The organism is Anaeromyxobacter terrae (assembly GCF_022690685.1).
GTDB classification, from domain to species: domain Bacteria; phylum Myxococcota; class Myxococcia; order Myxococcales; family Anaeromyxobacteraceae; genus Anaeromyxobacter; species Anaeromyxobacter terrae.
This window is the reverse complement of record NZ_JALCYY010000042.1, coordinates 23,707-48,142: the sequence shown is the minus strand read 5'-3', so window position 1 is coordinate 48,142 and position 24,436 is coordinate 23,707. Positions and strand designations below refer to the sequence as shown.

Sequence of the window (24,436 nt, the reverse complement as noted above, 5' to 3'; positions counted from 1 at the left end):
GCCGGTGCCCGATGCGCGCTCGACGTCGCCTGCCACGCGCGAGGTCGAGAGCGAGAGGCCGAGGCGCAGGCCGGAGACCGTGGCGGTCACCGAGAGCCACTGGTCGCTCCGCGTCACCCTCGACCGCTCCTGCAAGGAGGACCTCGAGACGCTCCGGTCCCTTCTCTCGCACAAGATCCCGGACGGCGACCTGGCGGCGGTGCTCCACGAGGCGGTCCGCTGCGCCATCGACAAGCACGGCAAGCGCAAGGGCGCGGTGGCGCCGGAGCGGAAGAAGCAGCGCCCGGAGCCGACCGCGGCGACGTCCCCGAAGGCGACCTCCACGATCCCAGCGATAGTGCGCCGCGCGGTGTGGAAGCGCGACGGCGGGCGCTGCGCCTGGGTCGGTCCGGACGGGTGCCGCTGCAACAGCCGCTGGAAGCTCGAGCTCGACCACATCCAACCCGCCGCGCTCGGGGGGCCCTCGACGATCGACAATCTACGGCTCGCCTGCCGCGCTCATAACCTTCTTCACGCCGAGAGGACCTTCGGACGCGAGCACATGGAGCGCTTCCGCCGCAACCCGGGCGACGGACCGACGCCGCTGGAGTGCGCCGGCGGGGCGCCCCCGCGTCCCGCCATGCAGCTGGGAATGTGGGCGCCGTGAGGCTTGCGCGCGCCAACGAAGGACGAGTGACGCGGCGCCCGGACGGCGCTCGCGCGGCCGCGCGCCGGAGCGACGGCTCTCCAGCTGCCGTCGGGCGGAGCGTCGCGGCGCCGCGCCTCCGCCAGGCGTCCGACCCCTCGGCCCGGGTCCCCGCGGTCAACGCTCGCCGCGCGCTTGCCGCCCGCGTACCGCTCTCCGAAGGGCGCGTTCCCGGGCCGCACGAGCTCACCTCGTCGATGCCCCACCGGCCTGCGCGCTGGGCCGCTCGTCGAACGGAAACGGCGGGCACGGTCGGCAGCCTCAGGACGTGATGAATGATGAGGGCGCAGCCCCCGTCAGAACATGGCTGAACGACAGCGGGATTCGCGAGACCGCAGATCGCGAATCGAACTGTCGTCCAGGACCCGGTCACGGGGCTCCCGCGGCGGCTGACTCCGCGTCGCCGGTGATCGCGCAGCGGAAGTCCGCGATCGCCGGGATCCCCGGGAGCAGCGCGATCGGTCGCGCGGAGTGATCGGTGTCGAGGTGGACGACGAGCGCCTCCGGGAAGCGGCGCGCGTACAGGTTCACGTGCGCGGGCTCGTTGTCGAACGCGGCGACCACCGGACCGAGCCGCTCGACGCGCGCGGCCGCGACCTCCTTCCAGGCGTCGTCGCCGAGGGCGAGGTCGTCCTTCATGAGCAGGTGGACTCCCGCGCCGTCCGGCGGCGGGAACCCCTCGCGCCGGAAGACGTGCAGCGTGCCGCCGGCCATGCGGGCGGGGCGGCCGGTGACGTAGGCGATGCGCGCGCCGGTGCTCGCGAGCGCGCGGACGAACGCGGCGGCGCCGGGGAGCGCGCCGTCGAGGCGGCAGTAAGCGCTCGTGAAGAACCACTCCGCCCAGAAGCGCCGCGCCGGCCCCGCGTGCGCGTCCACCTCCGCGGGCGTGAGCCCCGCGTTGCCCATCGCGAGCCGCAGGTCCCAGCCCTGCCAGTGCTCGGGGCGCGCCTCGAGCAGCGCAGGCAGGCCCGCGACCCGGCCGTAGTCCTGGAGGATGCGCGCCTGGCGCGGGCGGTTGTCGAGCAGCGTCGAGTCCAGGTCCAGGACGACGAGGCCCCTGGGCGCCGCGGCGGCGGCCCGCGAGAGCACGGCGGCGAGGATGGATTCCTGCGCGTCGGGGCGCGTGCGGCGGCTCATGGTCACTTGATTAGGGCGCGCCGGAGGCGGCGGAAACGCCCGGGTGGGATCCGGCGGTGTGCGCGCGGCGCCGGTGTGCGCGCGGGCCCGCGTCGCACGGACCGGGGGGCGGGCCGCCGGCCATCCTTGGGGGGCCAAAGGATCTCGGCTAGAGTCGCACCGCGTGGCAGCTCCGGAGATCCTCGTCGTCGAAGACGCGCCGAGCCAGGTCGAGTGGCTCGTGTCCGTGCTGCGGCGCGAGGGCTACCGCGTGCGGATCGCGCGCGACGGCGGTGAGGCGATCCGCGCCATCCGCGCGGAGCCGCCCGATCTCGTGCTGCTCGACCTCATGCTCCCGGACGTGGACGGGCTCGAGGTGCTGCGCACCGTCAAGGCGCAGCCGGAGGAGCCCTTCGTCCCGGTCATGATCCTGTCGGCGAGGTGCGACGTCGACTCCAAGGTGGCCGGGCTGCGGCTCGGCGCGGACGACTTCCTCGCGAAGCCGTTCGCCGAGGCGGAGGTCCTCGCCCGCTGCGCGGCGATGCTGCGCATCAAGTCGCTCCAGGATCAGCTCCGCCGCGCCCAGCGCGATCTCGAGGAGCGCTCCGTCACCGACGCGCTGACCGGTCTCAAGAACCGGCGCTTCTTCGACGAGCGGCTCTACGAGGAGTTCTGCCGCGCGCACCGCTACGCCGATCCGGTGTCGCTCATCATGATCGACCTCGATCACTTCAAGTCCGTGAACGATCGGCACGGGCACCCGGCCGGCGACGCGGTGCTGCGCGAGACGGCCGCCGTCGTGCGCGCGTCGATCCGCGATCCGGACATCTGCTGCCGTTACGGCGGCGAGGAGTTCGCGGTCATCCTGCCGAAGACGCACCTGCCCGGCGCGCTCTCGGTCGCGGAGCGGATCTGGCGCGCGCTCGGCGCGAAGGCGTACGCGGTCCCGGCGGACGCGCCCGGCGGGCCGGCGGAGCTGCGCGTCACCGCCTCGCTCGGCGTGGCGTTCTTCCCCTCGAAGGACGTCACCGCGCACGAGCGCCTCCTCCGCTTCGCGGACGAGGCGCTCTACCAGGCGAAGCGTGCCGGACGGAACACCATCTGTCTCTACCAGTCCCCCGGCTCGACGCCGCCCCCTGTCCCTCCCGCCAACGACTGAGCGCGAAGTGGCGTTACTGTCAGGGTAAGGGTATACGTTGACCCGGAGCGCACCGGTACCCGGGTCCGAGCGCGTTCAACGCAGCGAAAACACTGCTCTCCGGGTCCGTCCCCCGTGGACCGGACGATGCACCGTGGGGGCACCCCGTGATGGACGCGCAGGTCATCTCGGCGGGACGCGTGCACCCCGGGCCCGGCCGGGAGTGCACCCTCCTCATCGTCGAGGACGACGAGCTCGTCCGGCGTGCGCTCCAGCGCGTCCTCCGCCGCGCGCGCTGCCGGATCCTGGAGGCGGCCGGAGCGGAGGCCGCCCTCGAGATCCTCGAGCGCGAGCCCGTGCAGGCGGTCGTCTCGGATCACCGGATGCCGGGCATGTCGGGCATCGAGCTGCTGCGGAGGGTGAAGGAGCGCTGGCCGCGGGTCCAGCGGGTCCTCCTCACCGGTCAGGCCGACTCCGCCGCCATCGAGGAGGCGGTGAACCGCTCCGAGATCTCCCGCTTCATCTGGAAGCCCTGGGACGACGCGCACCTGCTCATCACCGTGCGGAGCGCGGTCGACCAGTTCTGGACGATCGAGGAGAACGACCGGCTCACCGGCGAGCTCGCCGCGCGCAACGCAGAGCTCGAGCGGATGAACCGCGAGCTCGACGCGCGGCTCGTGGCGCGCCAGGTGGCGCTCGTGCGCGCCGCCGAGGAATGGCGCGCCTGCTTCGACGCGCTCGGCGATCCGGTGGTGATCGTGAAGGGCGGCGGCTGCGAGGTGGTCCGCGCGAACGCGGCGTTCGCGCGCGCCGCGGGCGTCGCCGTGAACGAGCTCCCCGGCCTGCGCTGCGCCGGCCACGCGTTCGGCGCGCTGCCCTGCCCGTCGCGGTGCCGTGTCGCGACGGGCGGCGCCGAGGCCGTCCACGACGATCGCACCTGGCTCGTCCGGTCCTTCCCGTTCACGGGAGAGGACGCCGCGTTCGTGGTGGTGATGAAGGACGTCACCGAGGAGCGCGAGGTGACGCAGCGGCTGTTCCAGGCGGAGAAGATGTCCGCCATCGGCCAGCTCGCCGGCGGCGTCGCGCACGAGATCAACAACCCGCTCGGCGGGATCCTCGCCTTCGCGCAGCTCATGAGCCGCGAGGATCGGCCGCCGGCCGACCTCGAGAACCTGAAGCTCATCCAGGACGCGGCGATGCGCGCCAAGCGGATCGTCGAGAGCCTGCTGCGCTTCTCGCGCCGCCCGCGCGGCGAGGAGAAGGGCCCGGTCGAGCTCGCGCAGGTCGCCGACGACGCCCTCTTCCTGCTCCGTCCGCAGATGAAGGACGGTGGGGTCGAGGTGGTGCGCGACTACCGGCCGGTGACCGCGCTCGGGAACGCGAACCAGCTCCAGCAGATCTTCGTGAACCTCGCCGTGAACGCGATCCAGGCGATGAACGGCGCGGGGCGGCTCACCGTGGCCGCCGGCCCCGGCGCAGCTCCCGGGCGCGTGCGCGTGTCCATCGCCGACACCGGGCCGGGCGTGCGTCCGGAGATCGCGAAGCGGATCTTCGAGCCGTTCTTCACGACCAAGCCGGAGGGGAAGGGCACCGGGCTCGGCCTCTCCATCTGCTACCAGATCGCCGAGGACCACGGCGGCTCGATCCGCGTCGAGCCGAGCCCTGAGGGGGGCGCCTGTTTCGTGGTCGACCTGCCGGCGGCGCAGCCGAAGCACTGAACCGAGGGGACCTCACCATGGCCGATGGCACAGACACCAAGCCCGTACGCGTCCTCGTGGTCGACGACGAGCCGACGCTCCTCCGCGCGCTCCAGGCCCTGCTCGAGCAGCAGGGTTACTCGGTCGTCGCGCTCGACTCGCCCATCGTGGCGACGCAGCGCCTCGCCCACGAGGACTTCGACGTCGCGCTGCTCGACATCAAGATGCCGCAGCTCTCCGGCCTCGAGCTGCTGTCGGCGGTGAAGCACCGCCGCCCCGAGGTCGAGGTCATCATGATGACCGGGCACGCCACGGTCGAGACCGCGCTGTCCGCGGTGCGCTCGGGCGCCTACGACTACCTCACGAAGCCGTTCGAGGACGTCGAGCTCGTCGCGCGCGCGGTCGCCAAGGCGGCCGAGCGCAAGATGCTGTTCGACCGCAACCGCCGGCTCGAGACGCAGCTCCGCGAGAAGGAGGGCGCGGCGCCGGAGGGGCTCGTCGGCAACTCCGCGCCCATCCGCGAGGTGGTGCGGATGATCGAGGCCGTGGCGTACAGCGCGACCACCGTGCTCGTCACCGGCGAGAGCGGCACCGGCAAGGAGCTCGTCGCCCGGGCGCTGCACGCGCGCAGCCCGCGCCGCGCCCAGCCGTTCGTGGCGCTGAACTGCGGCGCGCTCACCGAGACCCTGCTCGAGTCGGAGCTCTTCGGCCACGTGAAGGGGGCGTTCACCGGCGCGCAGCGCGACCAGAAGGGCCTGTTCGACGCCGCCGACGGCGGGACGATCTTCCTCGACGAGATCGGCGACATCCCGATGGCGACCCAGGTCCGGCTCCTGCGCGTGCTGCAGGAGGGCGAGCTCAAGCGCGTCGGGTCGGCCGACTCGGTGCGGGTCGACGTGCGGGTCGTCGCCGCCACCCACCGCGACCTGCCGCGGCTCGTGAAGGCCGGGAGGTTCCGCGAGGATCTGTTCTACCGGCTCAACGTCATCAACATCCCGCTCCCGCCGCTCCGGGATCGCGTCGACGACGTCCCGCTGCTCGCGCACCACTTCCTGCGCCGCTACGCGGAGCGGCTCGGCAAGCGCGTGCGCACGCTGTCGCCGGAGACGGTCGAGCTCCTCTGCGGCTACCGCTGGCCGGGCAACGTGCGCGAGCTCGAGAACGCGATCGAGCGCGCGGTCGTGCTCTGCCGCAGCGAGGCGGTGAGCGCCTCGGACCTCCCGCCCGCCGTGACCGGCCGCACCGCGCCGCTCGTGCGCGAGGCGCCCGCGAGCGGGGACGAGGCGGTGTGGCTCACGATGTCCTACGCCGCCGCGAAGGAGCAGGCGCTGCGCCGGTTCGAGAAGGGCTACGTCGAGACGCTGATGCGCCACTGCGACAGCAACATCTCGGCGGCCGCCCGCAAGGCCGGCATGGACCGCTCCAACTTCAAGCGCGTGCTGCGCAAGTACCGCACGGACGTGGAGCCGGACACGGGCGAGACGGACGAGGCGGATCGGGTCGCTGGGTAGGCAGGCGGCGAGCGAAGCGAGCCCGCCGGGGCGCCGCCGCGTTCGCGGCGGAGCCGCCACCGCGGTGGCGCACGCCGCGCCGGGCCGCACGCGCTCAGCAGGGAGGGGCCCCGTCGCGAAGCGACGGGGAGGGACGCAGTCCCTCCCGGCGGGGAACGGTCGCGAACCCGCGAAGCGGGCGCGACCGTTCACGGCCCCGCCGAGCAGGGGCGGGGGCGCAGCCCCCGCTTCTACGGAAACAGCGGATCCGCGAGCCGCGGGTTCGCGGCGGCCTTCTCGGTCGTGAAGCGGAGCTGGACGGCGTCGCCCTTCCAGACCTCGACGGCGCGCGGGAACCAGTCGCCGCCGGTCGGTGAGCCCCAGCCGAGGAGGCGGACGTCGAGCATGGCGCCGCCCTCGGCCGAGACGAGCCGCATCGGCTGGAACGTCTCCTTGTCCACGTAGGCGACGGGCTTCGCGTCCTTGCTCGTCGCCCGCGCGCCGACCACGTAGGCGAGGCGGCCGTCGAACCGGCCGAGCGACACCTCCGAGGTCGAGACGCCGCGGCGCCCGAGGGCGCTCGCGTACGCGCCGGCGCCTCCGCCGGCGAGCGACGGGCCGAGGAGCGCGCACGTGGAGCGGACGAGCGCGACCGCGGCGGGGAGCTCGGCGAGGCCGCGCGAGCCGACGACGCGGGTGTCGCGGATCGCGACGTACGGCCGGCTCGCCTCGGGGACGTCCAGCGGCGCGAGCTCGAGGCGGCAGCGGCCCGGCACCTTCATGAGGAAGCGCGCCGGCACGCTGAGCTCCCGGCCGCGGAGCTCGACCCCCGCCGCCTGCGCGAGCTTCTGTGCGTCCGGGCCCTCCGCCTGGAACGTGCCCTGGGCCTCGAGCGAGGCGAGCGAGAGCTCGGCGCGCCTCGCCGCGAGGCGCGCGAGGATGCTGGAGACCGGGAGGACGTACGCGGCGGCGGGGAGCGCGATGGCGACGACGGCGAGGGCGGCGAGGAGGCGCTTCGTCAACGGGACATCTCCTTCATGAGCTCGCGGAGCGGGCCCGCGAGCTCGGGGCGCTTCAGCGCGAACGCGAGGTTCGCCTTGAGATACCCCAATCGGTCGCCGGCGTCATATCGGTCTCCCTCGAACCGGTAGCCGAGCAGCCCCTCCTCGCGCGCGAGCACCGCGAGCGCGTCGGTGAGCTGGATCTCGCCGCCGACGCCGGGATGGACCTGCTCGAGGACCTGGAAGATGCGCGGCGGCAGCACGTAGCGGCCGATCACCGCGAGGTTCGAGGGCGGGTCCTGCTTCGGCTTCTCGACGAGGCGGTCCACCCGGACGGTGCGCGGCTCGATCTCGCTCCCGGCGGCGATGCCGTACATCGGCGTCTCCTCGCGCGGGACCTCCATGAGCGCCACCGTGCCGAGGCCGTGCCGCGCGTAGCAGTCGGCGAGCTGCTTCGCGCCCGGCACCTTCGCGTCGATGACGTCGTCGCCGAGCATCACGACGAACGGCTCGTCGCCGACGACGTCCCGGGCGCAGAGCACCGCGTGGCCGAGGCCGAGCGGCTCCTGCTGCCGGACGGTGATGACGTTCGCCATCTGGGCGATCGACCGCATCTGCTTCTTGAGCTCGTGCTTGCCGGTGCGCTCGAGGTGCGCCTCCAGCTCGGCGGCGATGTCGAAGTGATCGACGATCGACTCCTTGCCTCGGGCGACGACGAGGATCACGTCGCGCACGCCGGCCGCCACCGCCTCGGCGACGATGTACTGGATGGTGGGCGTGTCCACGATGGGGAGCAGCTCCTTCGGGACCGCCTTCGTCGCGGGGAGGAAGCGCGTGCCGAGGCCCGCTGCGGGGATGACGGCCTTGCGGATCGTCCGATTCTCCATGGTGCCGGCAATCTAGCCCCGCTCCGCGCGCGGCAGAAGTCCGTCTGTGGTCCATCGGGGGCGGCGGCCCGGCGGGCTCGTCGCACGGACGTCGAACGGCGAACCCGACCTCGACTCCGAAAGGCCGCTCATCCCGAGCGTAGCGTATCGGCGTCAGCCGAGACGCGGAGTCGAGGGACGACCTCGACCGCCCGCTCGTCGACGCCGCACGACGCCGCGAGGCGGTGGGCGGTGCGACGGCCTGCGGGCGGTTGCGCAGCCGGGCGTCTAGCGCTCGAGCCGCTCCGCCTCGGTCTTGCAGCCGATGCAGAGGTCCGTCACCGGGCGTGCACGGAGCCGCGCGGACGCGATCGGGTGTCCGCAGGACGTGCAGCGGCCGAAGGTGCCGGCCTCGAGGCGCGCGAGCGCCTCCTGGATCTTGGAGATGAGCTTGCGGTCGCGGTCGCGCAGCCGGAGCGCCCAGTTGCGGCCCTCCTCGGCCGTGGCGCGATCGTTCGGGTCGGGGATCTGGCGGCCTTCGCCGCCCGACATCTCGTGGACCGCCCGCTCGGACTGCCCGAGGAGCGCGCTCAGCTGTTCCTCGAGCTGCGCGCGGTAGCGATCCGTGTCGCGCTTGCGCATGGGCGTCCTCCTTCTTCGAGCGGGTCCCACTCGACCGTAGCGCGTTCCCGAAAACGGCCACAAGCATCCTTGCCGGGGGCGTGACCTCCCCGTATCCTCGCCCGGTGCACGCGCGAACCCTGAGCGCCCTCGCTGTCTTCCTCGTCGCCGCCCAGGCCGCCGCCGCCGAGCTGCCTCCGGCGGGTGGAGTCCCCGACCTCGCCGGTCCGCGTACGCTCGCGCTCTCCGCCGGCGTGGGGATGGCGGCGGGCAACGACGGGATCCTCGTGAACCCCGCGACGATCGGGGCGCGCCGGCGCTACTCGGTCGAGACGGGCGGCTTCGTCGATCGGCGCGGTGCCACGAGCGTCGCGAAGCTCTTCGGCGGCTCGGTGGTCGACTCGCTCTCGTCGCCGGTGGCCGCGGGCGTCTCGTACCTGCGCGCGATCGACGGCGACTACACGGGGAACATCGTCCACCTCGCGCTCGCCGGCCCGATCGCCGAGAAGCTCTACCTCGGGGTCGCGGCGAAGTGGCTCTCGCTCCGGGCGAACGACAAGGTGAGCGCGGCGACCGGCGACGCCGGCCTCTTCTGGCAGGTGGGCGAGTGGTTGTCGCTCGGCGCGGTCGGCTACAACCTCGTGCCCATCGCGAACGAGGCGATCGCGCCGATGGGCGTCGGCGCGGGCCTCACGCTCGGCAACGATCGCGCGTTCCAGGTCACCGCCGACTGGCGCGCCGACCTCGATCGCGCCGAGACGACCAAGAACCGCTACGGCGTCGGCGCCGAGGTGCTGCTCGGCGGCCTCGTCCCGCTCCGGGCCGGCTGGGCGCGCGACGAGGTGATCGACACGTCGTGGTGGTCGCTCGGCGCGGGCATCGTCACGCGGGGCGGCGTCGCGCTCGACGTGGGGTACCGGCAGAGCCTGGACGCGACGTCGGCGAGGACCATCGCGGCTTCCCTCAAGCTCTATCTGTTCGATTAGTGCGGGGGACGCTGTCCCCCGCCCCGCCGACGGCTGACCGCCGTCGTCGGGGCCCCACCCCCTGTCGGCGGGGCCCGTGAACCTGCGCGCCCGCTGTCGCGGGTGCGCGCAGGTTCCCCGCCGGGAGGGATTGCATCCCTCCCCGTCGCTTTGCGACGGGGCCCCTCCCTGCGCGCGGCGTGCTGCGCCTAGGGTCTTGCCCGCTTTTCGGGCGTGCGCGCGGGGCGCGGAGCGCCGCTCACACCTTCGGCAGCACGATCGGCTTCCCCGTCGCCCCGTTCTCCCCGCGCCACACCGGCACCCCCCACACCTCGCTCACCCGCGCGTCGGTGAGGACGTCTGCCGGACGGCCCTCCGCGACGACGCGGCCGCCGGAGAGGACCACCAGCCGGTCGCAGGCGGCGGCGGCGAGGTTCAGGTCGTGCAGCACGGCGACGACGCACAGGCCGCCGCGGGCGGCGAGCTGGGCCATCCGCATCACCGCGACCTGGTGGCCGAGGTCGAGGAATGCGGTGGGCTCGTCGAGGAGCAGCACGCGGGCCTCCTGCGCGAGCGCCCGCGCGAAGAACACGCGGCGCCGCTCGCCGCCGGAGAGCGCGTCGAGGCGGCGGCTGGCGAGGTGGACGAGGTCGCACGCCTCGAGCGCGCCCTGCACGGCGCCGTGGTCGAGCCGCGTCGCGACGGCGAGGAGCCCCTGGCGCGGCGTGCGGCCCATCATCACTGCCTCGCGCACCGTGAACGGCCAGCCGACGTGCGGCTCCTGCGGGACGAGCGCGCACACCCGTGCGACCTCGCGCCGCGGCGCGGCGTGGGGATCGAGCCCGGCCAGGCGGACCGTGCCGGACGAGGGCGCGGCGAGGCCCGCGACGAGCCGGGCGAGCGTCGACTTGCCGGCGCCGTTCGGGCCGAGCAGCCCGACGAACTCGCCCGCGCGAGCGGTGAACGAGACGTCCTCGAGCGCGTTCCGCGCACCGTAGGCGAACGAGGCGCCGCGCACCTCGACGATGGGGCCCGGCGCGGGCGCGGTCACGCCGCCTCCGACGGCCGCTCGGTGCGGCGGAGGAGCCACAGGAAGAACGGCCCGCCGAGGAAGGCGGTGACCGCGCCGACCGGCGGCTCGGTGCCGAGCGGCAGGAACGCGAGCCGCGCGAGCGCGTCGGCAAGGACGAGGAAGGCCGCGCCGAAGAGCGCCGAGGCCGGGACGAGCAGGCGGTGGTCGGGGCCGACCACGCGGCGCACGAGGTGCGGGACGATGAGGCCGACGAAGCCCACCATGCCGGCGAGCGCGACCGCCGCGCCGGTCGCCGCGCTCGCCGCGAAGAACACCGCCGCGCGGGCGCGCTTCACGTCGACGCCGAGCGAGGCCGCCTCCTCATCCCCGAGCGTGAGGACGTTGAGCCGCGCGGAGAGCGCGACGAGCGCCCCGACCGACAGCGCGATGAGGACGGCCCCGACGGCGAGCGTGCCGGACGTCTCGTAGCCGACCGCCCCGACGAGCCAGTACATGAGCCGGCTCGCCTGCTCGGGCGGGACGAGCAGCTTGATGAGCGTGATGACGCCCGCGACGAAGGCGTTGAAGACGATGCCGACGAGGAGCGCCGCCTCCGGCACGAGCCGCCCGGCGACGCGGCCGAGCCCGAACACGAGCGCGGTCGAGGCGAGTGCCCCGAGCACCGCGCCGGCCGCGACCGGCGGGGCGGCGGCGAGCGCCTCGCCCGCGCCCCCCGCGACGTGCGCGAGCCCCGCCGCCGCGACGAGCACGATCGAGCCGCCGAGGGCGGCGCCGCCGGAGACACCGAGCACGAACGGCTCGGCGAGCGGGTTGCGCAGCAGCGCCTGGAGCGCGGTGCCCGCGGCCGCGAGTGCGCAGCCGACGAGCGCGGCGAGCACCGCGCGCGGCAGCCGCAGGCCGAGGAGGATCGCGGCGTCGGGATCGCGGCCCGCGAGCGCGGCGGAGATGGAGATCGGCTGGGCGCCGAGCGCGCAGGAGAGGGCGACCGCGAGGGCGACGGCGACGACGCCGGCGGCGAGGGCGAGCGCGAGCCGAGCTGCGGGGGACACGGTCACCGGCTCGCCTCGGGATGGATCCCGCGGAAGAGCGCGTCGAGGCCGCGGACCATCCGCGGCCCGGCCCGGAGGAGATCGTCGTTCGGGATCCGGAACACCTGGCCGCGGCGGACCGCGGGGATCGCGGAGAGGCGCGCGATGCCCTCCGCCGGCTCGCGCGCCGCGCCGTCCACGACGAGCTCCGGGTCGTCCACGACCGCCTTCTCGAGCGGGTAGACCGGCCAGGGCCGCTCGCCGCGGACGACGTTCTCGGCCCCCGCGATCGCGAGGAGCTCGTCGGGGAAGCTCCGCGGGCCCGCCACCACGAGCGGCTCGCGCCCGACGACGAAGAGGACGCGCTTCCGCCTCACGTCCCGCGCCCGGCGGCGCACGTCGTCCACCGCCGCGCGGAGGGATCGCGAGAGCCGCTCGCCGCCGGCGGGATCCCCGAGCGCGTCGCCCACGAGGCGCGGCGTCGCGAGCACGTCGGCGACGTTCACGATCGGGATGGCGAGGATGGGGAAAGGGTGCCGCGACGCGGCCGACAGCTCGGCGATGCGCCGCACCGCGCCGAGGGCGCCCCCGTCCGTCACCCACAGCAGGAGATCCGGAGAGAGCGCGAGCACCGCCTCCGGGCTCGGGTCGAGGAACCCTCCCACCCGCGGGAGGTCCTTCACCTCGGCGGAGTCGTCGAGCCGCGTCACGCCGACGAGGCGGTCGGCGTGGCCCAGGGCGACGACGACGTCGGTGAGGCTCGGCGCGAGCACGACGATCCGGCGGGGCGGCGCCTTCGGGCGCGGCCCCACCCAGATCGCGCCGCCCTCCGCGGCGCCCTTGCCGCTCGGGCGCAGGGGATCGTCCGCCGCCGCGCGCGACGGGGCGAGCGCGGCGACGGCGAGGGCCAGGGTGGCGGCGCGGATCACTCGCTGCATGCGATGTCGGACACCCAGGCGAAGTGCGTGTCCGGATTCACCGGGCAGACCTCGGTCGCGCCGCCCGTGGCACGCGACGCCGGGTCGAAGGGCAGCACCTTGCCCGAGCTCTGATCCGTGACGTAGCCCCGTCCGCCGCAGAACGCCAGGTTCCCGGGCACGATGGCGCTCGCGTCGACCGCCGCGCCGACCTTCGGCGCGCCCGAGACGTCGACCGGGACGACCGCGCCCGGGGCCTCGGTCGGGAAGGAGAACGAGCCGCACGCGATCCACACCGTCGAGCCCAGCACCGCGACGTCGCCCGGGTTCTTGCAGCCGGGCCCGAGGTCCACGATCGAGGTCGCGTCGCTCGCGGCGGTGTCGATGACGAGCAGCCGCCCGTTGCCGGCCGGCGCGAAGTAGCCGGCGAAGCCCCCGCCGAAGTCCGCGAACTTCAAGTTCGGGAGCGACACGAACACGCGGCCTCCGACCGTCGCCACCTGGTTCGGGAACGGGTAGCCCGGGGCGTCGGAGCTGCCCGGGACCGCGAGGACGTCGATCGTGCCCTTGACCTCGCCGCAGCGCGCACGGCAGCGGCCGTCTCGGCACTCGCGCCCTGCGGCGCAGGCGCCGCCGGCGCCGCAGGCCGGCGCATCCGGCTTCGCGCACTCGGCGAGCCCGGAGAGATCGATCTTCGCGATCTGCTGGCCGACCGGGGCGGTCTGGTCGCCCGTGGGCCCGTTGCCGTACAGCGCGACGTACGCGGTCGTCCCCGCGACGGCGAGCCCGTGGGGGTTCGGAGCGTCGCCGGGGAGCACGATCTCGTCGAGCACCCCGCCCGCCGCGTCGAGGACCACGAGCGTGCCGACGCCGGAGTTCGCGGCGAGCACCGCGCCGGCGTACGTCGTCAGGTATTGCAGGTCGTTCCCGGGGAGCACGGTGAGGCTCGTCGGCAGGCTCGCGTCGATGGGCACGACGCCCACCCCGGCGGGGAAGCCGTTCGCGGTGTAGAGCACGTCCGCGCCCATCGCGAGCGCCGTGGGACCGCCGCGCGACAGGCGCGGGGCGCCGGCGGGGGCGAGGTCGACCGTCACCGGCCGCACGTCCCCCGTCGCGTAGCAGGCGACGAACACCTCGGCGCGGCAGGCGCCGTCGCGGCACGACTCCCCCGCGCCGCAGGCCTTGCCGCACGCGCCGCAGTTCTGGCGGTCCGTCGCGAGCTCGACGCACGACCGTCCGCACGCCGTGAACCCATCGGGACATGCCGCGGTGCAGGCGGTGGCGTCCCCCTGCGTCGTGCAGTAGTCCGCCGCGCCGCAGGCGACGTCGCAGGCGCCGCAGTGCTGCGCGTCCCGGGCGAGGTCGGTGCAGGCGCCGCCGCAGACGCCGACGCCCGGCGCGCAGCCGCAGCTCCCGGCGCCGCACACCTCGAGGGCGCCGCAGGCCGCGCCGCACGCCCCGCAGTTCGCCGCGTCCGTGAGGAGCGACACGCAGCGGCCGCCGCACTCGACCTCGCCAGAGGGGCAGACGAGGTCCTTCTTGCAGCCGAGGGCGAGCGCGAGGGCGAGCGCGACGGCGAGGGGGGAGCGGAGGGTCATGGGGTCCTTTCACGTCGAGAGGTCCCCGCGCGGAGCGTGACCATCCACGTCCGGCCGGGGAGGGGGTTGCCGTAGCCGTCGAGGAGCGTCCGGTCGTCGCCGAGGTTCTCGACCTCGAGGTGCAGCGCCACGAGCGGCTCGCGAAGGATTCGCACCGAGGCGCCGGCGCCGAGGATCGTCTGATCCGGGAGCCGGGCCTGGTTCCGGATGTCGAGGTACTGGTCGCGCACGTGCTCGACCTGGAAGTGGGCGCCGAGCCTGCCGGGCGAGATCGCGGCGCGCGCGTAGACGCGGTGGCGCGGCCGGCGGGGCAGCGCGTTCCCGAGCACGTCGGAGCTGCCCCGCAGCACCTCCGTCGGGAGGAAGGTGTACGCGCCGGAGAGGGCGAGCCCGAGCGCGCGCCGCCAGGGCGAAGTCGCCGCCTCGGCCTCCACGCCCGCGACGAACGCGCGGCCGGTGTTGAACGGACGGAACCTGCCGACGCTCGCCGGCTCGTAGGTGATGATGTCGTCGTAGACGGTCGCGTGGCCGCCCACGGAGAGGAGCCCGAGCGCGCCGTCGTAGACGAGCCCCGCGTCCGCGCCGGCGCCCGTCTCCGGCCGCAGGTCGCGGTTCGGGGCGAGGAGCCCCTGCTCGAGGTACAGCTCGGCGAAGCTCGGTACGCGGTACGTGCGTCCGCCGCTCGCCCGGAGCGCGAGGCCGCGGGCGAGCTCGAACGCCGCGCCGAGCTTCGCGGAGATGCCCGAGTATCCGCCGGTCCGCTCCGCCCGCACCGACGGACCGATCCGCAGCCGGCCGCCGGCGAGGAGCAGGTCCTCCGCGAGCGCGCCCGCGAAGCCGGCCCGGTTCCGCGTCCCGCCGAGCGCGTCGCTCGAGTAGCCCTCCACCTCCGCGGAGGCGGCGGCGGTGAGGACGCCCGGCCCGTGCGAGAGCCCCGCCTCGAGCTCGAGCCCGCCGGCGCCGCCGCGCTGCCGCGTGGGGTCCGGGCCCGTCGCGGCGAGCCGCGTGTCGAGGAGGTCGCGCCGGCCGAACACACGAGCGGCGAGCGTGAGGCGAGGGCGCACCTCGCGCGCGACCCGCAGCATCGCGAGCACCCGCCCGTCCTCCTCCCAGTCGCCGGGCGTCGGCTGGTAGGGCGAGCCGGGAAGCTCGCGCCTCCCGGACGTGAGCTGCGCGAGGCCATCGACGCGGAAGCCGCCGGCGACCCCGCCGAGCTTCCCGATCGCGCCGACGCGCCGCGCGCCGTTGTTCTGCCGCGTCCGGTCCTCGAGCGGGCTCCCTGGCAGCGACGGCCGGTCGTCGAACAGGTAGCTGAAGTCGCCCTGCGTGTCCTCGCCGGTGGCGGCCACGAAGAGCGAGAACGGCCCGACCGCGGCGACGGTGTCGGCGGAGATCGCGTAGGTGCCGAACGCGCCGGCGGTCGCTTCTGCGGCGAGCTCGCCCTGCTCGCCCTGGCGCATCACGACGTTCACCGCGCCGCCGAGCGCGCCCGCCCCGAACTGCGCGCCCGCCGCGCCGCGCACCACCTCGATGCGCGAGATCCACTGGCGCGGGATGGTCGAGAGATCGACCCCGCCGCCGGCCGTGCCGAGCGGGAGCCCGTCGAGCAGCACCTTCACGCCGTCGGCGGCGACGCCTCGCACCGAGACGGTGGCGAGCTGGCCGAGCGTGCCGTAGCGGGTCACCGAGACGCCCGGGGCGGTGGCGAGGAGCTGCGCCACGTCCTTCGCCTCGCCCTCGAAGCGGCTCGCGGACACGACCGTCGCGGAGGCGGTCGGATCCTTCTCGACCTCCGCGCGCGGCACGCGGATCTCGACCTCGGGGAGCCGCACGGGCGGCTCGCCCTCGGGCGGGGCCGCGTCCTGCGCGGCGCCGTCGGCGCGCGCCTGCTGCGCGAGGACGAGCGCCAGCGCGGCGATGAGGGCGCACGGGCGCCCCGGTGAACGGGAAGTCGAGCCCAAGTGTCGGGTCTCCTCCGGACCCGATGCATCTTTGCTCGCCGCGAACGGCGAGGCCGCGCACCATGCGCGACAGGCTCGGAGGGAGGTCTCCTGGCTCCCGGGCCGCGGAGGGACGCTCCGCGCGGTACCTCCACCTTCCCACCGCGATGCGTCTGCGGCAGTGGTGACTTCCGAGGCACCTTCACCCGGCTACAGTGGCGGGACCGCGCCGGACTTCGACCGGCTTCCCTGTCCTCCGTGCCGCTTGAAACGACGCCACGAGTAGCGCCCGCCCGCGCCGGGTGTCAAGCAGCCTCCCGCAGGGCCGCGCGCGGAGACCCGGCCGGAGAGTGGAGGCGCCGGCCGGGTTCCCGAGGATCCGCGGGGGTTCAGAGGCCGTAAACCAATCGCCTCCCGTCGCCGCGGCGGACGATCCGCGGCGCATCGCTTCGTTGCTCCTCCCTCACATACCCTACGGGTATGCTCGGTCGTCGCGCCTCGCGCTGCTTGCGTCTCGTCCGCCCGCTCGGTCCGGAGATTGATTCACGACCTCTCAGCGCCGCGCGGTGGTCGACGCGGCGCCCGGCGAGGGCGCTCCGACCGTGACGTTCGCCTTCACCTTTGCGAGCCACGCGGGGCCGATCCCCTTCACGACGAGCACGTCCTCCGGCCGGCGGAACGGCTGCCGGGTCCGCTGAGCGACGATCGCCTGGGCGCGCTTCTCGCCGACGCCGGGCAGGCGCATGAGCTCGGCCACGTTCGCGCGGTTGAGATCGATCCGCTCGCCCGGGGCGAGCGCCTTCTTCCCCGCGAGCGCGGGGGAGGCGAGGAGCAGCACGGCGGCGGTGACCGCGACGAGGAGTGCGCGCCTCACGGCCGCACCTCGACCGTCTCGAGCCCCACGCGGCGAGGCGCCCCGTTCCCCGCGGGCCGGCCGTCCTCGCGCATCTCGCGCACCTGGAGCTTGTTCGTCCCGAGGGGCAGGGCGTCGAGCAGGATCGCGATGCTCCCGTCGCGGTTCATGAACGCGACGCCGATCTTCGGCCACCAGGTCCGCTCGCCGTTCGCGCTGTCCGGGATGGCGTAGACGGCGAGCTTCCGGCCGCCACCCTTGTCGTTCGTGTCGCTCATCGTTCTCTCCGTTCCGTTTCGGGCGCGCGGTCGTGCGCGCGAGGCGGCTGGAGAGCAGCGCGCGTGCCGGTCCGAACCCCGCGACAGCACGGGGGCCGAGCACGGAACGGAGGTTCAGGCTCGGCCCCGGCGGTCGCGGGGCGGCCGCTCAGCGGGCGATCGCGCCGCGCAGCCAGCGCGCGGTGTCGACGAAGGACGGTCCGTCGTGGATGAGGTTCCGCCCGCGCTCGGTGGTGGACGCGAGCAGGCGCGGGGCGAACGCCCGATCCCAGCCGCGCTCGCGCACGAGCGCCTCGGCGTCGATGGGGTGCTCCGGCTCCGAGAACACGATCACCCAGTCGGGCGCGAGCCGTGGCACCTCGTCGAGGTCCGGCGGGGCGTACGCGTCGGGCCGATCGCCGTGGACCGGATCGAGCCCGGCGAGCCAGAGCAGGTCGTGCACGAACGCGCGCCCGCCCGGGCGCCGCACGTGGCGCCCGAACCAGAGCTCCGCGTAGGCGCGAGGCCGCGGCGCCGGCGCGGAGGCGACGAGCTCGGCGCACGCGCGCTCGAGCCGGTCGCAGAGCGCCCTCGCCTCGGCGAGCCTTCCGGCGAGCGCCCCGAGCGCGACGGTGTTCTCCAGGATCCCGAACCGGCTCTGCGGGACGGGCAGGAGCGCGACCGGGAGACCCGCCGCCGCGAGCCGGCGCGCGAGCGGGAGCTGCACGCCGTCGGTCGCGACGACGAGGTCCGGGCGCACGGCGCGGATCGCCTCCGGGTCCGCGGAGACGTAGTCGGCCACCACGGGCGCGGCGAGGCCCGGCACGTACCGCGCGCAGTAGGGCGTGACGCCCGCGACCGCGGCGCCGGCGCCGAGCGCGAAGAGCGCCTCGGTCGCCGACGATACGAGCGAGACGATCCGCGCGGGCCGCTCCGGGAGCTCGAGGATCGTGCCGAGGAGCGGCGACGAGATCCGCACTACGCCACCGCGCCGCCGTGGGGGAAGTGTGGCGTGTCGCCGAGGTCGAGCTCCCCGAAGCGCGCCTCGTACTTCGCGACGTTGTCCTGGATCGCGAGCATGAGCCGCTTCATGTGCTTGGGCGTCGTGATGATCCGCGAGCGGACGGTGGCCTTCGGCGCCTGCGGCTGGATGTAGACGAGGTCGAGGGTGAACTCGGTCTCGGTGTGGTTCACCATCGCCATGTTCACGAAGACGCCGTTCGCCGTGACGGGGTCGATCTCGAGCTGGAGCTGGATCGCGTGCGGCGGGGCGCCGGGCTTGTCGGGCATGGAGCGGTGTTAGCATGCCGGCGCCGGGAGCGCTGCCTGGACGGGGCCGCCGCACCGGGAGCATTGAAACGAGGCCCGTCCAGGGGTAAGCGATCGTTCGGTTGGCACGCACGGGGATCGAGCACGGGAGGGAGTTCGAGCTGCGCGGCGGCCCGGACGCCGTGCTGCTCCTGCACGGCCTCACCGGCTCCACCTTCGAGATGCACGTCGTCGCGCGCCGCCTCGCCGAGGCGGGCATGCGCTGCCTCGCGCCCGTAATGGCGGGGCACGGCGGCGACGCTCGGGAGCTGCTCGGCGTGCCGTGGCCGGAGTGGGTCGCCAAGGCGCGCCGCGAGCTCGCCCGGCTCGAGGGCGCGCGGCGCACCTTCGTGGTCGGCTGCTCCATGGGCGCGCTCGTCGCTTGCGCGCTCGCCCACGATCACCCCGAGCGTGTCGACGGCCTCGTCCTCCTCGCGCCGGCGCTCGAGCTCCAGCTCCACGGCCGCCTCGGCGCCCTGCTGGCGCGACTCGGTCCGCTCTCCCGGCTCGTCGTCCCCAAGGAGGCCGGCTCGGACGTGCACGATCCCGAGATGCGCGAGCGCAACCGCGGCCCGACCCTCGGCGGCGTGCCGCTCGCGGCGGTCGCGGAGCTCACCGCGCTCGCCGAGCACGTGGACCGGCAGCTGCCGGGCATCGCCGCGCCCGCGCTCGTCGTGGCGGGGGCGCACGATCACACCGTGACCGTCGGCGGGTCCCGGCGGCTCGCGCGTCGCATCGGCAGCGGGCCGGCGGAGCTCGTGATCCTCGAGGACAGCTGGCACCTCGTCGGCATCGACGTGGAGCGCGACCTCTGCGCGGACGTGACCGCGCGCTTCCTGACCGGCCTCCCCGTGCCGGGCGCGCGCGGCTCGGCGGCGCCTGGACGGAGGGCGCGCGGTGAGGACGGGGCCGGGACGCGGGAGCAGGACGGTGGCACGAGGCGGCGCGGGACGGGGCGGCGCCCGCGCGCGAGGTGAGCATGGCTTCCTACGTCATGGCGATCGACCAGGGGACGACCGGGACGACCGTCCTCGTCCTCGACAAGCGGCTCGGGCTCCGCGCCCGGGTGAACCAGGAGTTCAGGCAGATCTTCCCGAAGCCGGGCTGGGTGGAGCACGACCTCGACGACATCTGGGGGTCGACGATCGCGACGGTCCAGCGGGCGCTGCGCGAGGCGGGCCTCACCGGTCGCGACATCGCCGCGATCGGGATCACGAACCAGCGCGAGACGACCGCGGCCTGGGACCGGATCTCGGGGCGCGCGCTCCACCACGCGATCGTCTGGCAGGATCGGCGCACCACCGACGTCTGCGCCTTCCTCAAGGCGGAGGGGCACGAGCCGCGCGTGCGCGAGAAGACCGGGCTCGTCATCGACCCCTACTTCTCCGCGACCAAGATGCGCTGGCTCCTCGACAACGTCCGCGGCCTGCGCGAGCGGGCGGACTCCGGCGCGGCGGCGTTCGGGACCATCGACAGCTACCTCGTCTGGCGGCTCACGAACGGCGCCACCCACGTGACGGACGTGTCGAACGCGAGCCGCACGCTGCTCATGGACCTCCGCACGCGCGCGTGGGACCGCGAGCTCCTCGACCTGTTCGGCGTGCCGCGCAACGTGCTCCCCGAGATCGTCCCCTCCTCGCACGTCTACGGCGTCACGCGGAACGTGAAGGTCCTGCCGGACGGGATCCCGGTCGCGGGCATGGCGGGAGACCAGCAGGCGGCGCTGTTCGGCCAGGCGTGCTTCCAGCCCGGCGAGGCGAAGTGCACCTACGGCACCGGCGCGTTCCTGCTCCAGAACGTCGGGAAGGAGCCGGTGCTGTCGTCGCGCGGTCTCCTCACCACCGTCGCCTGGGACGTCGCCGGCGAGGTGACGTACGCGCTCGAAGGCTCCTCCTTCATCGCGGGGGCCGCCGTGCAGTGGCTGCGGGACGGGCTCGGCCTCTTCAAGAAGACGCCGGACGTCGAGGTGCTCGCGAAGCAGGTGAAGGACACGGGCGACCTCGTGTTCGTCCCCGCGCTGGCCGGGCTCGGCGCACCCCACTGGCGGCCCGAGGCCCGCGGCGTCATCCGCGGCATCGACCGGGGCGTGACCGCAGCGCACCTCGCCCGCGCGACGCTCGAGGGCATCGCCTTCCTCATCTACGATCTCGCCGAGTCGATGCGCGCCGAGGCCGGCAAGGCCTACCCGGTGTTCAAGGTGGACGGCGGCGCCTCGCAGAACGACCTGCTCATGCAGTTCCAGGCCGACCTGCTCGACGTGCCCGTCGAGCGGCCGCGCATGATCGACACGACCGCGCTCGGCGCCGCGTTCCTCGCCGGCCTCGCCACCGGCTTCTGGAAGGACCGCGAGGAGATCCGGAAGGCGTGGAAGGTGGGCAAGCGCTTCGACCCGAAGATGAAGCCGGTCGAGCGCGAGGGGCATCTGGCGAAGTGGCGCAAGGCCGTCCAGTCGGCTTGACTGCGGCGCACGATCCCGGGCCTGCGGCGGGCGTCCTCGCTCCTTGCGCCTGCGGCGCACTGCCAGGCGCCGCTGTGCGCGGCTCCGTCGAAGGAGCGCCTCGGCGCGCGTCGCTGCGGTAGCCCGCCTCGGCTCCGGTTTCGTGTGCCTCGTCGAACGAGCTTGGTGCGCTGGCGCGGCAGTCACCCCAGCCGGTCGAGCGCGTCGGCGACCGTGTCCACGCCGACGATCTCGATCCCCGACGGCACCTCCGCGTGCCGCGCGCTCGCGGCGGGGACGATGGCGCGCTCGAACCCGAGCCGGGCGGCCTCGGCGAGCCGGATCTCGGGCTGGGACACCGCGCGGACCTCGCCCGCGAGGCCGACCTCGCCGAGCACGAGCGTACGCCGCGGCAGCGCGCGATCCCGGAAGCTCGAGGCGAGCGCGGCCACGGCGGCGAGATCCGCGGCGGGGTCGTCCACCGAGAGCCCCCCGGCGACGTTCACGAAGAGATCGCAGCCCAGGATCTCCATCCCGACCTTCTTCTCGAGCACCGCCGCGAGGAGCGCGACGCGGTTCGAGTCGATGCCGAGCGCGGTGCGGCGCGGGGTTCCGAAGCCGGTCGGCGCCACGAGCGCCTGGATCTCGACGAGCACCGTGCGCGTCCCGTTGAGCACCGCGGTCACGGCGCTGCCCGGCGCGTCCTCGGGGCGCTCGGCGAGGAACAGCGCCGATGGGTTCGTGACCTCGGCGAGCCCGCCCGCCTTCATCTCGAACACCCCGATCTCGCTCGCCGAGCCGAAGCGGTTCTTGTGGGCCCGCAGCACGCGGTAGGGGTGCGCGCCCCCGCCCTCGAAGTAGAGGACCGTGTCCACCATGTGCTCGAGGACGCGCGGGCCGGCGATGGCGCCGTCCTTCGTCACGTGGCCCACGAGGAAGACCGGCGTCTCGGTCGTCTTCGCGTACGCCATGAACCGCGCGGCGACCTCGCGGATCTGCGTCACGGTGCCCGGCGCGCTCTGCAGCTCGGGCAGGTACTGCGTCTGGATCGAGTCCACCGCCACGGCGGCGGGCGCGAGCGCCTCCGCCGCGTGCAGCACCTTCTGCGCGTCGGTCTCCGCGAGGACGCGGAGGTTCCCGGCGCCGACGCCCAGCCGGTCGGCGCGGAGCTTCACCTGGCGCGCCGACTCCTCGCCGGAGACGTACAGCACCGTCCGGTCGGGGGTGGCGCGCGCGAGGCGGTCGAGCGCCGCGAGGAGCAGGGTCGACTTGCCGATGCCCGGGTCGCCGCCGAGCAGGACGAGCGCGCCCGGGACGACACCGCCGCCGAGCACGCGGTCGAGCTCGCCGATGCCGGTGCGCTGCCGCTCCTCGTCGCGCGCCTCGACCTCGCTGAGCGCGATCGGCTTCGCGGAGCTGGCGACCCCCCACCCGCGTGGCACGGCACCCTTCGGCTCAGGGGCGGCGAGCTCCTCCTGCATCGTGTTCCACTGCTTGCAGGCAGGGCACTGGCCGAGCCACTTCGGGCTCGTCTGGCCGCACTCGGCGCAGGCGTAGACGGTCTTCGCCTTCGGGGCGGGGCGGGCCATGCGTTCAGCTATCACGCCGCTCTGACCATCGCGGGACGCCCGGAATCCTTTCGCGCCCCGTCGTCTCCGATCGCGCAGGGCGTCCCGCCTCGACGTCCCAAGGAGCTCAACGCATGACCGTGGATCGCGGCGTTCGCGTCATCGCCGGAACCTTCGTCCTCGCCTCTCTCGTCCTGGGGGTCGCAGGCAGTCCCCTGTTCGTGTCGGCGCGCTTTCTGTGGCTCACCGCCTTCGTCGGCGTGAACCTGCTGCAGAGCGCCTTCACCGGGTTCTGCCCGGCCGAGATGATCCTCGAGAAGGCCGGGCTGGCCAGGAGAGAGCCGGCCGTGGCCGCGCAGCCGAACGACGCGTGACGCCGGCGCGGGGCTCCCGGCCGGGCGACGGCCGCGCTGGCGCTGGTACGCCTGGCCGGTCAGCGACCGGCGGGAACGACGCGGCGGCGCCGGCCGTACGGGACGACGCCGCCGCCCGGGTCAGATCGCAGCGGAGCCGCGGCGCATGACGGCGAAGATGAGCGAGATGACCGCGAGGATGAGCAGCAGGTGAATCCACCAGCCGAGCGCCGCGCCGGAGACCATGCCGATGGCCCACAGCACGACGAGCAGGATCGTGATCGTCCAGAGCATTGTTTCCCTCCCGATCCGAAAGCTAGCCACTCCTCCGGAGGCGACGCAGCCGCCGGCTCCCCCACGCCGGCTCGCGCGCGGGCGGCGCGCCGCGTCGTAAACCCCTGCCTGCCCGGTCGGTTGACGACCGGATCCGCGGCCTCTATCGTGCGGCTCCCATGTGCGAGACCGCAGAGACCCAGCTCCCGCCCGGCATCACGCCCATCGGCGCCGACGAGGCGCGCACGCTCATCCGCCACACCTCCGGCCCCGCGCTCGAGGCGCTGCTCGATCGCGCCGAGGCCGTGCGCCGGGCCGTCCACGGGGACGAGGTCGCGCTCTGCGGCATCACGAACGCGAAGAGCGGCCGCTGCCCGGAGAACTGCGGGTTCTGCTCGCAGTCGGCGCACTTCCCCGAGGCGGACGCGCCGGTCTATCCGCTCGTCCCGGCCGAGGAGATCGTCGCTCAGGCGAAGGCGGCGGAGCGCGCCGGCGCGCGCGAGTTCTCGATCGTGACCTCCGGTACGCGCGTCGCGAAGGAGGGCGAGCTCGCGACCATCGAGGAGGCGGTGCGGAAGCTGCGCGCCGAGACGGCGGTGGAGCCGTGCGCGTCGCTCGGCCTCGTGCGCGAGCCGGAGCTCGTCCGGCTCAAGGCCGCCGGGCTCATGCACTACCACCACAACCTCGAGACGGCGCGCAGCTTCTTCGAGAAGGTCTGCACCACGCACACCTACGACGAGCAGCTCGAGACCATCCGCGCCGCGAAGCGGCAGGGCCTGCAGCTCTGCTCGGGCGGCATCCTCGGGATGGGCGAGACGCCGGAGCAGCGCGTCGAGCTCGCCGAGACGATCCGCGAGCTCGGCATCGACTGCGTGCCGATGAACTTCCTGAACCCGCGGCCCGGCACGCCGATGGAGCACGTGCAGGCGATCACGGCGGAGGAGTGCCTCGCCGCGATCGCGGTGTTCCGGCTCATGATGCCGGCGGCGCACATCTTCGTGATGGGCGGCCGCGAGGTGAACCTCGGCGCGCGGCAGCACCTCATCTTCCGGGCCGGCGCGAACGGCACCATGGTCGGCAACTACCTCACGAGCGCGGGCCGCGGGCCGGGCGAGACGGTCGAGATGGTGGAGGGCCAGGGGCTCTCGCTCCGCCCGCCCGACACCGGCCGCGCCTGGTCGTTCGACGGGACGGCCCCGAGCGACGCGGAGTGGAACCGCCGGGCGGCCGAGCCGGGCGGGAAGCGGGCGCTCCCGGTCGTCGGCGCGCCGCGCGGCGGCTGCGCGTAGGCG

The 24,436-nt window shown here is 74.5% G+C and carries 24 protein-coding genes and 1 riboswitch; of the genes, 9 read left to right on the top strand and 15 right to left on the bottom strand.

Features of this window, described 5'->3' with window-relative positions:
* Positions 1-646, top strand: a 646-nt coding sequence (locus tag MNY62_RS17785; protein ID WP_242345538.1) for an HNH endonuclease, incomplete at its 5' end; no start/stop codon positions are given.
* Between the two features lie 408 nt (positions 647-1,054).
* Here MNY62_RS17785 and MNY62_RS17780 read toward each other — a convergent pair.
* Positions 1,055-1,822, bottom strand: a complete 768-nt coding sequence (locus MNY62_RS17780; RefSeq protein WP_242345537.1) for a hypothetical protein — start codon at positions 1,820-1,822, stop codon at positions 1,055-1,057.
* A 163-nt stretch (positions 1,823-1,985) separates the two neighbouring features.
* Here MNY62_RS17780 and MNY62_RS17775 point away from each other — a divergent pair, with 163 nt between their 5' ends.
* The 3 genes from MNY62_RS17775 (at position 1,986) to MNY62_RS17765 (ending at position 6,147) form a co-directional block, all read left to right on the top strand.
* Positions 1,986-2,960 (top strand): diguanylate cyclase, encoded by a 975-nt coding sequence (locus tag MNY62_RS17775; protein ID WP_242345536.1) that lies wholly within the window; start codon positions 1,986-1,988, stop codon positions 2,958-2,960.
* 149 nt (positions 2,961-3,109) lie between these two features.
* Entirely contained in the window at positions 3,110-4,657 is a 1,548-nt protein-coding gene (locus MNY62_RS17770; RefSeq protein ID WP_242345535.1) for a sensor histidine kinase, read from the top strand.
* 17 nt (positions 4,658-4,674) lie between these two features.
* Positions 4,675-6,147, top strand: a complete 1,473-nt coding sequence (locus MNY62_RS17765) for a sigma-54-dependent transcriptional regulator (protein ID WP_242345534.1) — start codon at positions 4,675-4,677, stop codon at positions 6,145-6,147.
* A 230-nt stretch (positions 6,148-6,377) separates the two neighbouring features.
* Here the strand turns inward: MNY62_RS17765 and MNY62_RS17760 are convergent, their stop codons facing one another.
* The 3 genes from MNY62_RS17760 to dksA form a co-directional block, all read right to left on the bottom strand.
* Positions 6,378-7,148 carry a LolA-like protein gene (locus MNY62_RS17760; protein ID WP_242345533.1) on the bottom strand — a complete coding sequence of 257 codons (771 nt, stop codon included), beginning with the start codon at positions 7,146-7,148 and terminating at the stop codon, positions 6,378-6,380.
* Complete coding sequence (galU, locus tag MNY62_RS17755; protein ID WP_242345532.1) at positions 7,145-8,014, bottom strand: UTP--glucose-1-phosphate uridylyltransferase GalU; 870 nt, start codon at positions 8,012-8,014, stop codon at positions 7,145-7,147. The genes MNY62_RS17760 and galU overlap by 4 nt, the downstream gene beginning before the upstream one ends.
* 267 nt (positions 8,015-8,281) lie before the next feature.
* A complete protein-coding gene (dksA, locus tag MNY62_RS17750; RefSeq protein WP_242345531.1) occupies positions 8,282-8,635 on the bottom strand; it encodes an RNA polymerase-binding protein DksA in 354 nt (117 codons plus the stop codon).
* A gap of 104 nt (positions 8,636-8,739) precedes the next feature.
* On the opposite strand from dksA, the gene MNY62_RS17745 reads away from it, so the two are divergent.
* Positions 8,740-9,600: a hypothetical protein gene (locus tag MNY62_RS17745; protein WP_242345530.1), complete on the top strand. Its 861-nt coding sequence runs from the start codon at positions 8,740-8,742 to the stop codon at positions 9,598-9,600.
* Between the two features lie 238 nt (positions 9,601-9,838).
* On the opposite strand, the gene MNY62_RS17740 is transcribed toward MNY62_RS17745, so the two are convergent.
* The 9 genes from MNY62_RS17740 to MNY62_RS17700 all read right to left on the bottom strand — a co-directional run bounded on the left by MNY62_RS17740 (position 9,839) and on the right by MNY62_RS17700 (position 18,495).
* Complete coding sequence (locus MNY62_RS17740; protein WP_242345529.1) at positions 9,839-10,630, bottom strand: ABC transporter ATP-binding protein; 792 nt, start codon at positions 10,628-10,630, stop codon at positions 9,839-9,841.
* Positions 10,627-11,667 (bottom strand): FecCD family ABC transporter permease, encoded by a 1,041-nt coding sequence (locus MNY62_RS17735; RefSeq protein ID WP_242345528.1) that lies wholly within the window; start codon positions 11,665-11,667, stop codon positions 10,627-10,629. The genes MNY62_RS17740 and MNY62_RS17735 overlap by 4 nt, the downstream gene beginning before the upstream one ends.
* The gene (locus tag MNY62_RS17730) at positions 11,664-12,578 is read right to left on the bottom strand and encodes an ABC transporter substrate-binding protein (RefSeq protein WP_242345527.1); all 915 of its coding nucleotides are present in this window, start codon (positions 12,576-12,578) and stop codon (positions 11,664-11,666) included. Before MNY62_RS17730 ends, MNY62_RS17735 begins: the two co-directional genes overlap by 4 nt.
* Positions 12,566-14,155 (bottom strand): MXAN_6577-like cysteine-rich protein, encoded by a 1,590-nt coding sequence (locus MNY62_RS17725; protein ID WP_242345526.1) that lies wholly within the window; start codon positions 14,153-14,155, stop codon positions 12,566-12,568. The genes MNY62_RS17730 and MNY62_RS17725 overlap by 13 nt, the downstream gene beginning before the upstream one ends.
* Positions 14,152-16,116 carry a TonB-dependent receptor plug domain-containing protein gene (locus tag MNY62_RS17720; protein ID WP_242345525.1) on the bottom strand — a complete coding sequence of 655 codons (1,965 nt, stop codon included), beginning with the start codon at positions 16,114-16,116 and terminating at the stop codon, positions 14,152-14,154. Before MNY62_RS17720 ends, MNY62_RS17725 begins: the two co-directional genes overlap by 4 nt.
* A gap of 83 nt (positions 16,117-16,199) precedes the next feature.
* Positions 16,200-16,346: riboswitch (cobalamin riboswitch) on the bottom strand.
* Positions 16,347-16,648: 302 nt separating this feature from the next.
* A complete protein-coding gene (locus tag MNY62_RS17715; protein WP_242345524.1) occupies positions 16,649-16,969 on the bottom strand; it encodes a helix-hairpin-helix domain-containing protein in 321 nt (106 codons plus the stop codon).
* A complete protein-coding gene (locus MNY62_RS17710) occupies positions 16,966-17,226 on the bottom strand; it encodes a hypothetical protein (RefSeq protein ID WP_242345523.1) in 261 nt (86 codons plus the stop codon). The genes MNY62_RS17715 and MNY62_RS17710 overlap by 4 nt, the downstream gene beginning before the upstream one ends.
* A gap of 148 nt (positions 17,227-17,374) precedes the next feature.
* Entirely contained in the window at positions 17,375-18,184 is an 810-nt protein-coding gene (locus MNY62_RS17705) for an ABC transporter substrate-binding protein (protein ID WP_242345522.1), read from the bottom strand.
* Positions 18,184-18,495 carry a DUF3467 domain-containing protein gene (locus tag MNY62_RS17700; protein WP_242345521.1) on the bottom strand — a complete coding sequence of 104 codons (312 nt, stop codon included), beginning with the start codon at positions 18,493-18,495 and terminating at the stop codon, positions 18,184-18,186. Before MNY62_RS17700 ends, MNY62_RS17705 begins: the two co-directional genes overlap by 1 nt.
* Before the next feature lie 101 nt (positions 18,496-18,596).
* On the opposite strand from MNY62_RS17700, the gene MNY62_RS17695 reads away from it, so the two are divergent.
* Positions 18,597-19,490 (top strand): alpha/beta hydrolase, encoded by an 894-nt coding sequence (locus MNY62_RS17695; protein WP_242345520.1) that lies wholly within the window; start codon positions 18,597-18,599, stop codon positions 19,488-19,490.
* A gap of 2 nt (positions 19,491-19,492) precedes the next feature.
* Complete coding sequence (gene glpK, locus MNY62_RS17690) at positions 19,493-20,971, top strand: glycerol kinase GlpK (protein WP_242345519.1); 1,479 nt, start codon at positions 19,493-19,495, stop codon at positions 20,969-20,971.
* A gap of 182 nt (positions 20,972-21,153) precedes the next feature.
* On the opposite strand, the gene radA is transcribed toward glpK, so the two are convergent.
* On the bottom strand, positions 21,154-22,539 hold the full coding sequence (gene radA, locus MNY62_RS17685) for a DNA repair protein RadA (RefSeq protein ID WP_242345518.1): 1,386 nt from the start codon (positions 22,537-22,539) through the stop codon (positions 21,154-21,156).
* Between the two features lie 113 nt (positions 22,540-22,652).
* On the opposite strand from radA, the gene MNY62_RS17680 reads away from it, so the two are divergent.
* Complete coding sequence (locus MNY62_RS17680; RefSeq protein ID WP_242345517.1) at positions 22,653-22,892, top strand: YgaP family membrane protein; 240 nt, start codon at positions 22,653-22,655, stop codon at positions 22,890-22,892.
* A 120-nt stretch (positions 22,893-23,012) separates the two neighbouring features.
* Here the strand turns inward: MNY62_RS17680 and MNY62_RS17675 are convergent, their stop codons facing one another.
* Positions 23,013-23,165 carry a lmo0937 family membrane protein gene (locus MNY62_RS17675; RefSeq protein WP_242345516.1) on the bottom strand — a complete coding sequence of 51 codons (153 nt, stop codon included), beginning with the start codon at positions 23,163-23,165 and terminating at the stop codon, positions 23,013-23,015.
* Between the two features lie 158 nt (positions 23,166-23,323).
* Here MNY62_RS17675 and bioB point away from each other — a divergent pair, with 158 nt between their 5' ends.
* Positions 23,324-24,433, top strand: a complete 1,110-nt coding sequence (bioB, locus tag MNY62_RS17670) for a biotin synthase BioB (protein ID WP_242345515.1) — start codon at positions 23,324-23,326, stop codon at positions 24,431-24,433.
* Positions 24,434-24,436: the final 3 nt, after the last annotated feature.